General features: G+C 64.5%; 11 protein-coding genes and 1 pseudogene. 2 read left to right on the forward strand and 10 right to left on the reverse strand.

Going from position 1 to position 15,853, the window contains the following annotated elements:
• Window positions 1–300: 300 nt before the first annotated feature.
• From ACFRAH_RS08865 to ACFRAH_RS08885, 5 genes are all read right to left on the reverse strand, one after another.
• Entirely contained in the window at window positions 301–1,419 is a 1,119-nt protein-coding gene (locus ACFRAH_RS08865) for an NAD(P)/FAD-dependent oxidoreductase (RefSeq protein WP_377990530.1), read from the reverse strand.
• A gap of 122 nt (window positions 1,420–1,541) precedes the next feature.
• Window positions 1,542–2,585 carry a Gfo/Idh/MocA family oxidoreductase gene (locus ACFRAH_RS08870; protein WP_377990531.1) on the reverse strand — a complete coding sequence of 348 codons (1,044 nt, stop codon included), beginning with the start codon at window positions 2,583–2,585 and terminating at the stop codon, window positions 1,542–1,544.
• Window positions 2,585–3,364 carry an amino acid ABC transporter ATP-binding protein gene (locus ACFRAH_RS08875; RefSeq protein ID WP_377990532.1) on the reverse strand — a complete coding sequence of 260 codons (780 nt, stop codon included), beginning with the start codon at window positions 3,362–3,364 and terminating at the stop codon, window positions 2,585–2,587. The genes ACFRAH_RS08870 and ACFRAH_RS08875 overlap by 1 nt, the downstream gene beginning before the upstream one ends.
• A complete protein-coding gene (locus ACFRAH_RS08880; protein WP_377990533.1) occupies window positions 3,361–4,149 on the reverse strand; it encodes an amino acid ABC transporter permease in 789 nt (262 codons plus the stop codon). Before ACFRAH_RS08880 ends, ACFRAH_RS08875 begins: the two co-directional genes overlap by 4 nt.
• A gap of 83 nt (window positions 4,150–4,232) precedes the next feature.
• On the reverse strand, window positions 4,233–5,096 hold the full coding sequence (locus ACFRAH_RS08885; protein WP_377990688.1) for an ABC transporter substrate-binding protein: 864 nt from the start codon (window positions 5,094–5,096) through the stop codon (window positions 4,233–4,235).
• A gap of 180 nt (window positions 5,097–5,276) precedes the next feature.
• Between ACFRAH_RS08885 and ACFRAH_RS08890 the strand changes: the two genes are divergently transcribed.
• Window positions 5,277–6,359: a LacI family DNA-binding transcriptional regulator gene (locus ACFRAH_RS08890; protein ID WP_377990534.1), complete on the forward strand. Its 1,083-nt coding sequence runs from the start codon at window positions 5,277–5,279 to the stop codon at window positions 6,357–6,359.
• A 28-nt stretch (window positions 6,360–6,387) separates the two neighbouring features.
• On the opposite strand, the gene treS is transcribed toward ACFRAH_RS08890, so the two are convergent.
• Window positions 6,388–8,595: a maltose alpha-D-glucosyltransferase gene (gene treS, locus ACFRAH_RS08895; RefSeq protein WP_377990689.1), complete on the reverse strand. Its 2,208-nt coding sequence runs from the start codon at window positions 8,593–8,595 to the stop codon at window positions 6,388–6,390.
• Between the two features lie 883 nt (window positions 8,596–9,478).
• On the opposite strand from treS, the pseudogene ACFRAH_RS08900 reads away from it, so the two are divergent.
• Window positions 9,479–9,924: pseudogene (locus tag ACFRAH_RS08900) on the forward strand (recombinase family protein); the annotation flags it as partial.
• Window positions 9,925–10,140: 216 nt separating this feature from the next.
• Here ACFRAH_RS08900 and rarD read toward each other — a convergent pair.
• From rarD to ACFRAH_RS08920, 4 genes are all read right to left on the reverse strand, one after another.
• Window positions 10,141–11,040: an EamA family transporter RarD gene (gene rarD, locus ACFRAH_RS08905; protein WP_377990535.1), complete on the reverse strand. Its 900-nt coding sequence runs from the start codon at window positions 11,038–11,040 to the stop codon at window positions 10,141–10,143.
• Between the two features lie 272 nt (window positions 11,041–11,312).
• Entirely contained in the window at window positions 11,313–12,164 is an 852-nt protein-coding gene (locus ACFRAH_RS08910) for a pyruvate, water dikinase regulatory protein (protein WP_377990536.1), read from the reverse strand.
• Window positions 12,165–14,567 (reverse strand): phosphoenolpyruvate synthase, encoded by a 2,403-nt coding sequence (gene ppsA, locus ACFRAH_RS08915; protein ID WP_377990537.1) that lies wholly within the window; start codon window positions 14,565–14,567, stop codon window positions 12,165–12,167.
• Window positions 14,568–14,879: 312 nt separating this feature from the next.
• Window positions 14,880–15,773 (reverse strand): dihydrodipicolinate synthase family protein, encoded by an 894-nt coding sequence (locus tag ACFRAH_RS08920; protein WP_377990538.1) that lies wholly within the window; start codon window positions 15,771–15,773, stop codon window positions 14,880–14,882.
• Window positions 15,774–15,853 lie beyond the last annotated feature (80 nt).

The raw sequence follows: 15,853 nt of genomic DNA on the forward strand, positions 1-15,853 counted from the left end.
GATGCGCCCAGCAACTCCTTTAACCCCGGGGATAAAGACGGCGTGACTGCAGTATTCGGCATTGCCTTCCCTGCAGGGGTACGGCAACGACATGTGACTCGTATCGTATGTCACATGCCCCCGCCATCCGATAGCCGCCTCGTGATTGTGACCGCCTCTTGACTTTTAGTTACTGACCGGTAGCTTTAGGAAAGCACTCCGGGACCCCAGACCGGAGGATTCGCCAAAGAAGCCCCGCATCACCCTGCCCATGAGGGCGGTGCGGGGCTTCCGCTTCCTTGTATCAGGAGAACCGCTGCCTCAGGAGAACCGCGCCGGACGGAAGGTGGCCAGCATGGGGTGCCTGTCACCGGTCAGGATCTCGCCGGCGAGGAGTTCGCCGACGACGAGCCCCAGCGTGGCGCCGGAGTGTGTGAAGGCCACGAAGCAGCCGGGAACCTGATCCAGTTCGCCGAGCACCGGCTCCCCGTCGCCCGGAATCGGCTTGTAGCCGATCTTCCAGTCCGCGGGCTTCAGCTCCGGGTTGCCGGCAATGAGCTTGCTGGCTTCGCCGGCAAGTTCGTGGACCACGTCGTCCGGGATGCTGAACGAACCGTCTGCATGTTCCGTGATGTGCTCCTCGTACCAGTCATGGTCCAGGGCGAAGGTCCTGCCGGGGTTGGGGCGAATGGCTGCCCGCGGCGTGTTCAGCACGGCTTTGACGTCGTGTTCCACGGGCTTGGTCAGCACCAGCATGGACACCGGGGAACCGTTGGGGATTTCCACGCCCAAAGGAGCAACGACGGCGGGTGTCGCCGCCCCGCACGCCACCAGCACCACATCGGCGTCGTACGTCTCCCCCGCCGCCGTGGTGACGCCTACGGCCCGGCCGCCGTCGACCACCACGGAAGACTTGCCGGTGTTCAGCACTAGCCGGCCGCCTCGCCCATGGAACTCCTCCATCAGGAAGTCCACGAGATCCGGCAGGCTGACCCAGCCCTCACCCGGGTTAAAGATGGCGTTTTCCGGAACAGCGCCCGCGTCAATGCCGGGCGTGAACGCCGCAATGCCTTCCGGTGCCAGCAGCTTTGAGTCGTAGCCGATGGACTTCTCGTACGCATGCCGCGTCTCGGTGACCTCCCGCTGGCCTTGGGCGTTCCACATCAGTCCGCCGCCGAACTGCAGCCATTCCCGGCTGGGGTCGGCTGCGAAAAGCGTGCGGTACCGGTCCACGCCCGCGAGCCGGAGCTGGTGGTAGGGCGTGGACCGTTCACCAGCGGAGTTGAGCCACGAGAGCGAACGGCCGGTGGCTTCACTGGCCAGGCCGCGTTCGGTCAACAGAGTCACGGATGCGCCCTCGCGAAGCAGGTGGACAGCGGTGGAGACGCCGAGGATGCCGCCGCCGATGATGGCGACGTGCTTGGTGGCGGTGGAGGACATGGTTCTCCCTTTCGGTGGAAATTGGACACGGTGCATGGGGCGCGGCCCTGATACCCGGACAAAGGCGCGCTTGGGAAGGATGGGCGGCAAATCGCCGCAAGGGTGGTGGCAGGTGGTGGGGCTCAGGTCAGAGCGTGGATGCCCTCGATGATCCTGAGGACCTCCAGCGGTTCCGCCGGGTCGACGGGCAGCGGCCCCTCCCCGCGCAGCGCGGCGGCGAGCTGCACGTAAAACTCTGGGTAGGCGCCCCGTTCTGCGGGGACGGGCGTTGCGGCGCCACCGACTCCCAGCAGCCCCCAAGTCTCCTGGGAGTCGGTGCCGTAGGCCGGGTCCGACGGCGTCATGCCGGCCGCCAGCGCGGGCTCCTGGCCGTCCAGGCCCCACTTCGTGTAGCCGGCTCCGGAGCCGAGGACGTGGAAACGCGGCCCCACCTGGGCTGCGATGCCGTTCATCCACAGCCTGGTGCGGACGCCGGACTCGTGGAGCAGGGACACGAAGGCTTCGGTGTCGGCGCCCTCCGGGGCGAGGCCGTGGTTTGCTGTCTCCCCGTAGCTCTTTTCGACGGGGCCGAACAAATGGATGGCCTGGTCGATCAGGTGGGCACCGAGGTCGTGGAGGATGCCGCCGCCCTGCTCGACGGAGGCACTGTCGCGCCAGTTCCCGAATCCCTCCGGCCGCCACCATTCGAACCGTGATTCGAAAGTGCGCACTTCACCCAGGGCCTGCTGCCGAAGCAGCTTCTGCAGCGTCAGGAAGTCGGCGTCCCACCGGCGGTTCTGGAACACCGTGAGCTGCACCCCGCCGTCGGACGCCAGAGCGATCAGTTCTGCCCCCTGCGTGGAGGTGGGCACGAAGGGCTTGTCCACCACCACATGGAGGCCGTGCGCAATGGCGGCGGCCGCGAGGTCGAAGTGGGTGTGCGGCGGGGTGCCCAGGATGACAAGGTCCAGGTCCGCGGACAGCGCAAACATCTCCTCCGGCGTCGGAAGGATCCGCGCCTGCGGGTAGAGCCGGGCCGCCTCGGCGGCCCGTGCCGGATCCGCCGTCACGATGACGTCCAGCGAGTACTGCGGATCCGCGGCGATCAACGGCGTGTGGAAAACCTTGCCGGAAATCCCAAAGCCGACGACGGCGGTCCGGATGGGTGCCGCTGTAACGTTTCCCATCAGAGCACCTCGGAGAGGAAGCGCTGGAGGCGTTCGCTGCGCGGGTTGTCGAAGAGTTCGGCCGGGGTGCCGGCCTCCACCACTTCGCCTTCATCCATGAAGACCACTTGGTCCGCGACCTTGCGGGCGAAGCCCATCTCGTGCGTGACCACCAGCATGGTCATGCCGCGTTTGCCCAGGCCCGCCATGAGGTTCAGGACGCCTTTGACCAGTTCCGGGTCCAGGGCACTGGTGGCTTCGTCGAAGAGCATCACCTCGGGCTCCATGGCCAGCGCACGGGCGATGGCGACGCGCTGCTGCTGGCCGCCGGACAGGTCCCGGGGGCGGTGGTCGGCGCGTTCCGCGAGGCCTACCTCGGCGAGGCCGCGGCGGGCGCGTTCCCTGGCTTCGGCCTTGGGCATGCCCTTGACGCTCCACAGGGCCAGTGCCACGTTTTCCAGTGCGGTGTGGTCCGGGAAGAGGTTGAAGTGCTGGAAGACCATGCCGATGCGGGCGCGCAGAATGTCAGGTTTGACCTGCAGGGCGCTTTCACCGGCCAGGAGCACGTCACCGCTCTTGGGTTCGTGCAGCCGGTTGACGCCGCGCAGCAGCGTGGACTTGCCTGAGCCCGAGGGGCCGATGATGCAGGTGGTGGTGCCGGGTGCGACCGCGAGGCTGACGTTGCGGAGGACCTCGATGTCGCCGTAGGCCATGGTCAGGTTCTTCAGTTCCAGGCTGGAGCCGTGGAAGGTGTGGCTTTCCGGGGCCGCCTTGTTCGTGCTGGTGCTTGCGATGTTCATGTGTTGCTCCCGGTGATCAGCGGCGAGGCCGCGTCGAGTTCGGTGACTTCCTTCAGCCCGGACATGGGCGGGGCCGGACGGCGGCGGCCTGTGCGGAACCTGTTGTCGAAGTAGTTGACCAGGTGGGTCAGGGGCACCGTGATCACCAGGTAGAAGATGCCGGCCATGACCAGGGGTGAGAGGTTTCCGGAGAGCACGGCGGCGTCCTGGCCTACGCGGAAGAGTTCGCGTTCGCTGACCAGCAGGCCCAGGAAGTACACCAGGGAGGAGTCCTTGACGATGGCGATGAACTGGTTGACCAGGGCCGGCAGGACCCGGCGGACGCCCTGCGGGACCACCACCAGGGCCATGGATTTGGCGTAGCTCATGCCCAGGGCACGGCAGGCCTCGCCCTGGCCCTTGTCCACACTGAGGATGCCGGCGCGGAAGATTTCGCCGATGTAGGCGCTGGCGATGAGGCTCAGCGCGATGATTCCCAGCGGGTACGGCGAGGGCCCGAAGATTGATTGGCTGAGCCGGGCGAAGCCCTGGCCGATCAGCAGGATGGTGAGGATGGCGGGCAGGCCGCGGAAAAGGTCGGTGTAGATCCGGGCCGGAACGCGCAGCCAGCGGGACCGGGAGATGCCCATGACCGCCACCACCATGCCCAGCACCACACCAAGGACGGTGGCGGCGACGGAGATGATCAGGGTGTTGAGAAGGCCAACCCCGAGGAGTTGGGGCAGCACCTCGGCCATCGCTCGAAAGTCGAAGAAGGTGCGGCTGATGATGTTGAGCCAGTCCATTGAGTGCTCTCAGACGTTAGTTGTTTTGTTCGCGTGCCGGGCGGGCCGGAGTGCGGCCCGCCCGTCTGGATCCGGTGGTCCGCCTACTTGCTTGCAGTCGGGGCCGGGGTGGCGGTCTGCTCTGCCTTGGGCAGGTACTGCTCGGGCATCGGGGAGCCCGGGAACCACTTCTGGTAGAGCTTCTTCCACGTGCCGTCCTCCATGGCCTCCGCCAGGCCCTTGTTGAGGGCCTCCTTGAAGGCCGTCTTGCTCTTGGCCAGGGCAAAGCCTGCGGGGGCGTCGAAGGACGGGATGTCCGCGGCGCTGACAAGGCCGTACTGCTTCTCGTAGGCCTTGGCAGCCTCGTAGTCAAGGAAGTGGGCGTCCACGGACCCGCTGTTCACGGCGGAGATGGCCGAGTTGTTGTCCGGGAAGCGGACCAGGTTGGCCGAGCTGAAGTTCTTGACCGCGTACGCTTCCTGAAGCGTCCCCTGGACTACGCCCAGGCGCTTGCCCGCCACACCGTCGGCGTCCTTGATGCCCGAGGTCTTGGTGGTGATGAGCGTCAGGTAGCCGGCCAGGTAACCCTCGGAGAAGTCGACCGTTTCCTTGCGCTTGTCCGTGATGCCAATGGCGGCCACACCGACGTCGAACTGGCCGTTGGCCACCGCCGGAAGGATCGCGGAGAAGTCCTGACCGGTGAAGACCACTTTGTCCACGCCGGCGCGGTGGGCCACGTCCTTGAAGAGTTCTACGTCGAACCCGGTGAAGTTACCCTGCGCGTCGGTGAAGGTGTACGGCTTGGCGTCGCCCAGGCTTGCCACCCGGATGGTCCCCGGTTCAATCAGGCCGTACGGGTTCTCGGCGGGGGCCGAACTGGCCGGCGAGGAGCCGCCGCAGCCGGAAAGCGCGAGGATAGCCGCCAGGGCTGCCGCAGCCACCGCTGCCGGGCGGAAGTTCAGTTTCATCACAGCGTTGTCCAATCGTGGGAGGGAAGGCGGTGCTGTCAGGGCCGCCGAATGATTTTGGTCGATGGGGGTCTTGCTGAGTCCGGTCTCAGTCCCTACGATTGAGACCGGACTCACATCGATTGCTAGAAATGTAGCGGAACTCATACTCCGCGTCAACAGCCCCTCTGAAAGGTGAACATGAGCAGTGACGGAGCACGACGGCGGGACGTAACAGTCGCCGACGTCGCAAAAGCTGCCCAGGTATCGAAGGCCCAGGCCGCACGCGCACTGGGCAACTACGGGGCCGTCAGCGACGACGTCCGTGAGCGGGTGCTCGCGGCTGCCGAGGAGCTGGACTACAGGCCCAACGAACTGGCACGCAGCATGAACACCGGAAAGTCGCACACCATCGGCGTTGTGGTGGGCGACATCGAGAACCCGCATTTCGGCCTGGCTACCCGGGGTATCACGGACACCGCCAAGAAGAGCGGTTTCAACGTCATCCTGGTCAACACGGATGAGAACACCGCGGCCGAGGTGGACGCTGTCCGCGTGCTGCTCGACAAGCGGGTCGACGGGTTGATCGTCGCCCCGGCGTCGTCGGTGGAGACGCAGCACCTGCGGCGCGTCCGCGAATCCGGCCGGCCGCTGGTGCTGCTGGACCGCTCGGCCGACGGCCTCGACGTGGAGACTGTCGCGGTCGACATGGCCGTGATCTCGTACGAATCCACCCGGTATCTGCTCGAGGCCGGGCACCGCAGGGTCGCCTTCATCTCGACACTGCGCGCTGACCCCGGGTACGCCGCCGGAACGCGGCTGGATTCATCGCAGATTTCAGAGCGCCTGGAAGGGATGCGGCGGGCTTTCGCAGACGCGGGATGCGAGTTCCCGGCGGACCTTGTCCGGCTCAACGCCGGCGATGCCGGCTCCATCCGGACCCTCACGCGCGAGGTGCTGCTGGGCGCTGACCCGGCCACCGCCGTCGTGGCTTCCGACGGCCTGATTGCCCTCAGCGTCGTGGAAGCCATCCAGGAACTGGGCCTCCGGATCCCGGACGAGGTGTCCTTCCTGATGTACGACGATTTCGCCTGGACCCGCCTGACCACGCCACCGCTGACCGTGGTGGCGCAGCCTGTTTACGAGATGGGGGTCGCGGCGGCTGCAGCCCTGATCCGGCAGATCGAGGGCCGCCCGCCACTGGTGCCGGCCCCCGAGTTCAATGCCACCCTGGTCCGGCGGGGGTCGGTGGGTGCGGCGCCCGCGAGGGTGCCGGCACCTTAGGTGACCGGCATTTAGGTGGCGGGAACCCTCACTCGGCGTCGCCGTCGGACTCCTTCTCGCCTTCCTTCAGGAGCAGTGCCGTCCCCTGATAGGCACCCAGCTCGAGGAAGAAGCTGTGCAGGTCATCGACCTGTCCCACGGCGTCGCCGGTGAAGAGGTCGTGGACGCTGCTGCCGGGAACCAGGTGGGTGGACTGGATGCTGCCTGCGATGTCCTGGCCGGAAAAGTTGAGCACCGTTGCCTGCAGGTTCCCGTCCCCCAGCCGGTTGACCAGGACGAGCAGCCCGCGCTGGGAAACTTCCGGCACGTCCAGCAGGGTGCTGGTGGCGATTCCGCTCTGTTCCCGCACCGCAAGGATTTTCTGCAGCCGCCGGGCGAAGGAGGCCGGGTCCTTGAGCTGGTCCGGCAGCGGGCCGTAGAGGCTGCGGGCCCGCGGCATGCCGGCGGATGACGCCGTCGCCTCGGGGCTGGTGCCCATGATGTCGTGCGCGCCGCGGTTGATCCAGCGGGTATCCCCCTGCGCGGTGAGCTCCCGCACTTTCTGCCGGTCAAGGGCGGTAACACCGGTCAGGTCCCAGCCGGACAGGGCAAAGACACCGGGCTGCAGGGCGTTGTACATGGACAGCAGGATGTGGACGTCCAGGACCTGCGCCCGCTGTTCGTCGGTGATGTTCTCCGGGTCCTGGATGCCCAGTGCCGCCATAATGAAGCTCGCCGTGGTGCAGGCGATGCCGTTCGTGGTGAACAGGGCGTTGTACGGGGTCTCCGGGCCCGTCAGCCGTTCCCGCAGGGTTTGCTGGACATGCTCGGCAACCTCGGCCCCGGTGAGTTCCTGGCCGTTGAGTTCGAACACGTCGTCCTTGTGGCCGGCGGCGAAGTGGACCAGTTCGTAGGTCAGTTCATCGTGGTTCTGGAGGGCGTGCACCAGGGACGCCTGGTCCACGCCGATCTCCATGGCGAGCCGCAGTGTCAGGCGGAGGAATTCGGTGTCCGCGGTCACCAGTGCGTAGTGGTAGGCGGGCCTGGTGACAAAGTCGTAGGAGAGGTCCGGGCCTGCCTCCGACGTTGCCTTGATGTCGTCGATGGTCAGGTTGAGTTCCTGGAAGGAGAACCCGCCGACCTTACGGATCATGGAGCCGATCAGCTGATTCGCCGCCTCGGACAGCGGGTGGCCTTCGGACCATCCCGGCTGTTCCTCGGCACTCTTTTCCACCCCCAGGAACCCGTTGGCGTCCAGCCGGAGCGCACCCGTGCCCAGGTCGAGGAGCGAGTGCAGCGCGTCCCCCACCACCAGGCGCATTCCGGCAAAGGTGGGATCCAGCCAGTTGATGGACGGCTGGCCGGCCTTGAAGTAGTGCAGGTAGACCCAACGGCGGGTCTTCCCGGCCGTGTCCACGATGGGCCGGGTGGCGCTCCAGTTGGTCTCCTTGACCCCCGGCTCATAGAAGATCACGCGCTGCAGCCGGCCGATGATGTACCCCGCCTTTTGCAGCGCCTGTTCCGCGTCGGGGCTGATGTTCACCGAGTCTTCGCCCGCAGGGACGTCGGGCAGCAGGTGCCAGTCCTCTTCGGGGATATCAATCATGTGATAGATGCCGGGATAGTCCCGGAAGTTCATCTCGGCGAGGCGGAAGTCAGCTCCCTTGCCGGTGTGGCCCGGAACGATGTCGTCGATCACCGTGCCCTCGTGATCGGCCGCGACCTCGCACATCCGGCGGAATTCATCCTCGGTGCCGAACACGGGGTCGATCGCCATGCTGATGCGGTCGAAGTGCCCGTCCACGCTCGGCGTCTGGGACCAGCCGCTGATGCCGCCGGCAAGCTTGACAGGCCCGGTGTGCAGGCCCCTGATCCCGATCTCCCGGAACGCGTCCCAGAGTTCAGGATCCCCCAGGGCCGAAAGGAAGGACTGGCCCGGGCGGGTGATGAAGGACAGCGGGTAGGCGGTAAACCAGACGGGTGCGCGTTCCACGGCAGCCCGCGGGTTGGGATGGGCGTACGAGTTCTGCCACATGCTGGCCTGGCCGGAGAGCTGGCGTGCCATCACGTTCGCGTCCCCCAGCATGGCCTGGTTCCGCAACCACTCCACGTAGGCCGCGTTCCGCCCGTCAAACTCGAGCGACGGGCGGTCAGCAAAGAACTGGCGACGGCGGGCGATCGGCCTCAGCGCCTTGGGACGGGCCGGATAGAACTGCTCATCATAGGTGATGTCGCCTGCTTCGGCAGCTTCCGGCACTTCGCTGACTTCCGGTGCTTCCGCCGCGGGCGCACCGTCCACCGGCGCTTCGGGCGCTTCGTCCGCTGAGCCGGTTGCTTCGACGGCGGAGGAGCCGCTCAGTCCGGCCGGGGCCGGATCGAATCCGTCGGGCTCCACGCCCAAATCGTCGTCTGCTGAAACGCTCTTGTTGAAGCTTGCTTCCCGCACAGATTGCTCCTTTATCGGTGGTTCCTGAGTGGCACCTACCCGAGGTGTTCTTCAGTCTTCCCGTACCCCGGCGCCTTGAGAGTATTCATTTGTCGGCTTAGCCCACCGTATGTCGAGTGCCACAGGAATAGCGACTATTTGACATCATGGCTCTCCCCCGTGGGCGGGACGGGCAACACCTACTGGGGCGTCTGAGGGGCAGGCGTACGGAAACCGGCCCCGGACTCTGCGCCACCCTATGCGGCGAGGTTCCAGTGGACCCGGATTGCCTCTGCAATTGGGCCGGTGATGACGTCCACGCGCAAAGCAACTGGCGCGGTGCCTGTCTCTTCGACTATCGCGTCGCGGTACAAGCGGCCGCAGGCGGGACAGAGGGTGTGGAGGTCCTCATCCGCGGCCATTCCGCCAGGCCAGCGGGGACGGCGGTGTTTGCTCCGGCGTGAACGGGGACGCCATCTGAGTTCGCCTGGATCAGTCCGTCCTGGCTGCCGGTATTGCCACACACGCAGGTGATGGTGGTGACATCATGACCGGTGACGACGGCGGTTTCAGCGTCCACAATGAGCTCCCCGGTACTGGAGGCGACTTTCTGCTATTAGCATGTGCCCGCCGAAACGCACGGTCGCCTACGTATTGACCGGCTGTTCGTGCCGTTGGTTTCAACCATTTCGCCGGAATGGCAATATTCCGCATTATCAAAGTGGTGCTGGGCTTCGCCCACGATGGGGACACCGTCGTCGTACACAGTATGGACCGGCTCGCGAGAAACCTGGATGACCTCCGCGCTCTGGTCCAACGCCTGACCCGGAAGGGCGTCCGGGTGGAGTTCGTCAAGGAACAGCTGGCCTTCACCGGGGAGGACTCCCCCATGGCCAACCTCGTGCTCTCCATCATGGGCGCGTTCGCGGAATTGAACGTTCCCTGATCAGAGAGCGACAGCGGGAAGGTATCGCCTTAGCGAAGCAGCGCGGCGCCTACAAAGGGCGGAAAAAGACACTTACCCCGGAACGGGAGGCGGAATTGGTCCAGCGGGCAGCTGAGGGGATTCCGAAGTCAGTCCTCGCCGGCGAGTACGGTATCAGCCGGGAAACGGTGTACCAGTACCTGCGACAGGCACAGCTTTCTATCCCGACTTTTTGAGCGGCTTTACTCGGTGTCGGATCCGGCCCGTTCGAGGGCTACGACGAGGTGCCCTTCCTTAGGAAGCCTGTTCGACAAAATGTGCCGCGGGCTGTGGCACATTTGCCGGTCTGCCGCACCAAGTGCCAGTCAGGGCTGACGGAATCACAACTATTGGCGCTGCATGCGCACAGCAGCAACAGTTTGCACCGAAGCGCGTCCGACGGCGTCCAACGGTCAGGACCTTGCGCTGGCCCGCCGGTGGAGACCATGGACTGCCTCTATGGCAAGCAGGACGAGTGCCAGCGTGATCGGAACGTAGATGGAGAAATCCGACGGCGTCAGTCTTTCGCCGAGGAACATGACGGCGACAATTATTAGGAGTACAGGCTCAAGGTAGCCGAGAAGGCCGAAGAGAGCGAAGTCGAGGAGCCGACTTGCGGCCAGGTAAGAGCTGAGACCCGCCGCGCCGAGGACTCCAAGCAAGAGGACCGCGACGAACAGTGTCGGCGGTGCGCCGCCGAAGGACCGGGATGCATCTGGTTGCGCGAGCACCCAAATGACAAACGGGAGTAGCGCGATAGTTTCGAAAAACAGAGCTCCAGCGCCATTGAGGCCCGTGCGCTTTCGGAGCACGAAATAGACAGGGAAGCCCAGCGAGACAACCAAGGTGGGCCAGCGGATCCCCCCTGCCAGTACAACGGCGGCTATGACGCCCACCGCTGCTGTCACCACGGCGGATGCCCTCCAGACAGAGAGCCGCTCGCCATAAAGTAAAGAGCCGACGACGACAGCTACGAGGGGGAGCATCAGGTAGCCCAGTGCGATGTCGAGTCCCTGCCCACTTTGGGGACCCCACCCGAAGAGCCACGTTTGGACACCGATCAGCGCACCACACGCGACTAGAACAAATCCCTTGGATGGGCTCTCGCGGATGCGCCGAACGACACTGCGTACATCGGCCCAACTTCGGGTAAGAGTAAGCAGCAATGCCATAGCGGGAATAGTTACAACAGTGCGCCATGCCAGAACCTGGTTAGCGGTCAGACCTTCCAGCAGGCTGGGCAAGAAGAACAAGATACCGAAAAGAATTGAAGCCGAGACAGAAGCAAGGACTCCACGAGTGGTTGTAGGCATCACTTTTCGGAGGCTCCTACAGATTGGGGCATGCACCACTACTTTCTGACTAGACGGCCCACAGCAAGGCGGCGGGTGAGTTCCCTTTTGTATCGAGTATTCAGCCAACCCGGGGACACTAACCACATGCAATTGGCTAAATTGGTCGCCGCGTTATAGCACTTCGTATAAGAACGATGACTAGATATCGGCCGCTTGGACAGGCATGAGTTGAACAGAAGCGGTAGCTCTACTGCTGAGGTTTCTGCCGCAAGTCGGCCGCGGACTGCTGATCAATGGTGCAACTGCATCCGCTGAAGCACGGTCGCTGATATTTCCTCCACGGACATTGATGCGGAGTTCACGTACGGCACATGATTGGTCCTGTACATGTCCTCCGCGTTGCGCAATTCATATGTGCATTGGGCGAGGGATGCATAAACGCTGCCCGGCCTGCGCTCTTGGCGAATCTGACTCAGCCGTACTGGCAAGGAGGTGAGTCCGAAACACTTACCCCTGAAAGGCAGCAATGGTTCCGGCAAGGACAGGTTGGCGAAGTCTTCTTCTACCAGGGGAAAGTTGGCGGCGAGAATGCCATGCTGCAGCGCCAGGTACATGCTGGTAGGGGTTTTGCCGCAGCGTGACGGCGCGATCAGGATCAGTTCGGCCCGTTCCAGCGCCCGCAGCGACTGGCCGTCGTCGTGCTCGATGGCGTACTCGACGGCGGCCATGCGCGACTGATAGCGCACGGCGTCGCCCACTCCATGGGCCTGCCCCGGTTGGCCACTGGCGGAGGTGTGGAGGGCCTGTTCGAGTTGGCCGATGTGCGAGCCGAATAGGTCGAAAAAGTGCCCGCGGCTGCGGGCAAGGACGGCGCGAATGTCCTGCCCGACAGCGGTCGAAAAGACGATCGGCCGCGGCCCGGTGGCAGCGAGCTGGTCGATGACCCCCACCACCTCCAGCGCCTGCTCCACGGTGGTGATGAACGGAATTGTCCGTCGCTCCAGCGGTTGCCCGGGGAACTGGGTCAGCAGCGTGTTGCCAAGAGTTTCGGCAGTGATGCCGGTGCTGTCAGAGAGAAAGAACACTGTGGGGGCGGACGGACCGCCCGCCCCCACGAAGCCAGTCTGGCGCTGGTCTGCCACTTAGACCTTTGAGCGGAGGCCGGACTTGGCCAGGCGCAGCCAGGTTTCGGTCACCGCGTCCGGGTTCAGCGAGATGGAGCTGATGCCCTGCTTCAGGAGCCACTCGGCAAAGTCCGGGTGATCGCTGGGGCCCTGACCGCAGATCCCGACGTATTTGCCGTTGGCCCGGCAGGCGGCAATGGCCACCTCGAGGAGCCGGGTGACAGCAGGGTTCCTTTCGTCGAAGCCCTCGGCCACCAGGGCCGAGTCCCGGTCCAGGCCCAGGGTGAGCTGGGTCAGGTCGTTGGAGCCGATGGAGAAGCCGTCGAAGTAGCCCAGGAACTCGTCGGCGAGCAGCGCGTTGGCCGGAAGCTCGCACATCATCACGACCTCCAGCCCGTTTTCGCCGCGGCGCAGCCCGTTGGCGGCGAGCAGCTCGGTGACGCCGCGGGCCTCCTCCAGAGTGCGCACGAACGGAACCATGAGCTTGATGTTAGACAGGCCCATCTCGTTCCGGACGAATTTCAAGGCCTCGCACTCCAGCTCGAACGCCTGGCGGAACGAGTCCGAGAGGTACCGGGAAGCGCCCCGGTACCCGATCATCGGGTTCTCCTCGGCCGGCTCGAACGCCGGACCGCCCACCAGGTTGGCGTACTCGTTGGATTTGAAGTCTGAAAGCCGGATGATCACCGGTTCCGGCGCGAAGGCCGCGGCGATGGTGGAAATGCCCTCGGCCAGGCGCTTGACGTAGAAGTCCCGCGGCCCGTTGTAGGCTGCGGTCATATCCCGGATCTGCCGCACGTCATAATCCGACAGCGAAGCCGGCCGTACGATCTCGCCCGCCACGGCCAGCAGGGCGTTGGGGTGGATGCCGATCTGCCGGTTGATGATGAACTCCAGGCGGGCCAGCCCCACGCCGTGGTTGGGAAGGCGGGCGAAGCTGAAGGCCTGCTCAGGTGTGCCCACGTTCATCATGATCTTCACCGGCGCTGGCGGCATGGTCTCCAGACTGGTCTCCTGCAGCGTGTAGTCCAGCAGCCCCTCGTACACGAAACCGGCCTCGCCTTCGGCGCAGGACACGGTGACCGGAGCGCCGTCGCGCAGGACCTGCGAGGCGTTGCCGGTGCCGACGACGGCCGGGATGCCGAGTTCACGGGCGATGATCGCTGCGTGGCAGGTGCGCCCGCCGCGGTCAGTGACGATAGCGGCGGCCTTCTTCATGATCGGTTCCCAATCAGGGTCGGTCATGTTTGCCACGAGAACGTCGCCGGCCTGGAACGAGGCCATCTGGTCGATCGAGGTCAGCACCCGCACCTGGCCGGCACCGATACGCTGGCCGATGGCCCGGCCCTCGGCCAGCACCTCCGAGCGCTCGGTGAGCGTGTAGCGGGAAACGGTGCCGGTTGCCTTCCGGGATTCGACGGTCTCCGGGCGGGCCTGGAGGATGTAGAGCTCCCCGTCCACCCCGTCCTTGCCCCACTCGATGTCCATCGGACGGCCGTAGTGCGCCTCGATCGCCAGTGCGTGGCGGGCGAGCTGCTCGACTTCCGCATCGGTCAGGCTGAAACGGCGGCGAAGGGACTGCGGCACGGGAACGAAGTCCACGGTCTTGCCAACTTCGGAAGACTCCGTGTAGATCATCTGGACGGCCTTCTCACCCAGACCGCGCTTGAGTACCGCCGGTCGGCCTGCTGCCAGGGCGGGCTTGTGCACATAGAACTCGTCAGGGTTGACTGCGCCCTGAACGACTGCCTCGCCAAGTCCGTAGGAAGAGGTGATGAAGACGGCGTCGGTAAAGCCCGTTTCGGTGTCCATGGTGAACATTACGCCGGAAGCGCCGACGTCGGAACGCACCATCCGCTGGACGCCCGCCGAAAGTGCCACGTCGGAATGGGTGAAACCGTGATGCACCCGGTAGGCGATGGCCCGGTCGTTGTAGAGGGAGGCGAAGACGTCCTTGACGGCGAGCAGAACGTTGTCTACGCCCCTGATGTTCAGGAAAGTTTCCTGCTGGCCGGCGAAAGACGCATCCGGCAGGTCCTCGGCTGTGGCACTGGAACGCACCGCCCAGGACACATCCGTGCCGTGCTCGTCCGTCAGGCGGTCATAGGCGGTCCGGATTTCTTCCTCGAAACCGGGAAGGAATGGAGTGGAACGGATCAGCTCCCGGATCTTCGTCCCGGCCAGGGCCAGGGCAGCCACGTCGCCGCTGTCCAGGCCTTCAAGGATTCCGTCAATCCGGATATCGAGGCCGGACTCGCCCAGAAAACGCCTGTAGGCGTCAGCCGTCGTGGCAAACCCGTCCGGGACCTTTACCCCGGTCGAGGCGAGGCTCCGGACCATTTCTCCGAGCGATGCATTCTTGCCGCCCACTTGATCGAGATCGGACAGGGCAAGGTCTGAAAACCAGAGAACGTCAGTCATTGGTGGTGCTCCTTCGTTGGGCACGCGCCGACAAGCGCTGAAAAAGATGTGATGCAAGGGTCGTCGGAAGGAGTCCGCAGAAGCAAATACGTGTGACCCGGACAACACAAGAGGTAGTAATGCGAGGTCACCTAGGCAGCGGGTTCAGCACCTGGATCCTTCGATCATTCCGGCTTGCCCCCGTGGTTTAGTCAGAGAGCGCTGCAGGGTAGCTTTGCCTGCAGCACTCCCATACCGGCAGCGACGTCAAACTCACATGCCCTCATTCTTCAGCAATGCATTGCTGAAGAGGCATTCAAGGGATGGCTGCGGTCAGGCGCAGGGCAGGGTCAGCGCGTGAGAAGTAAGCTTCGCCAGGTTTTCCTTGCCCGCTTCTGAGATCGGCGTTGTAGGAACCCGGGTGCCACCAACGGCGACCCCCACGGATTTGAGGCAGAACTTTGTGGCCGCGATGAACGGTTCGGTATCGATCCCGCTCACGAAGGGGTACAAGTCGCTCCACAACTGCTGCGCCCGTGCGAGGTCTTTGTTCTGGATAGCGTCGTAAACGGCCACAATCTGACCGGGCGCCACGTTGGCGGTGATCGCCATGAGCCCGGCGCCTTCAACGAAGCAGGACAGAGCCAGGGTGTCCCACCCGACGATGGTGTCAATGACGTCGCTAAGTTCACGAACGAACTGAACGGCTTGGGCCATATCTGGACTGGTGTTCTTTACGTACTTGATGTTCGGGCACAGTTGGGCAAGTTCCCGGATCGTGTCAGACTGCAGATTTACGCCGGTGACCGAGGGCATGTTGTAAAGCATGATCGGGATGTCCACGCTCTCGGCAACGGTGCGGTAGTAGGCCTTGACTGCATCCAAGCTCACCGGGTCGTAGTACGGGGCGATGACCATCGCCACGTCGGCGCCTGCTTCCTGGGCGTGCCTTGTTAGATCGACCGCTTCTTGGGCCGTGAGCGCACCAGTCTGCGCGACAACCGGCACCCGTCCGGCCGCTTGGTCAACGACCGTCTCGACAACGAAACGGCGCTCTGCATTCGTGAGTGTCTGGAACTCGCCGCTGGTGCCATTGGCAACCACTCCGTGCACGCCGCCTTCAATGGAGCGATCCACTACCGCCCGCAGTTGTCCTTCATCGATCTGGCCCTCGGCTCCAAAGGGCGTAACGAGTGGCGTTAGAACGCCGTGAAGCTTCTTGCTCATGAAATCTCCTTCTGTGGGTGGACCGCCCCGTGCGGTGATCGGAATACACCCGCTCGCCGAAAACGCGAGGCACGCGAAGA

This window comes from Arthrobacter sp. NPDC056727, from assembly GCF_042790555.1.
Lineage (GTDB): Bacteria > Actinomycetota > Actinomycetes > Actinomycetales > Micrococcaceae > Arthrobacter.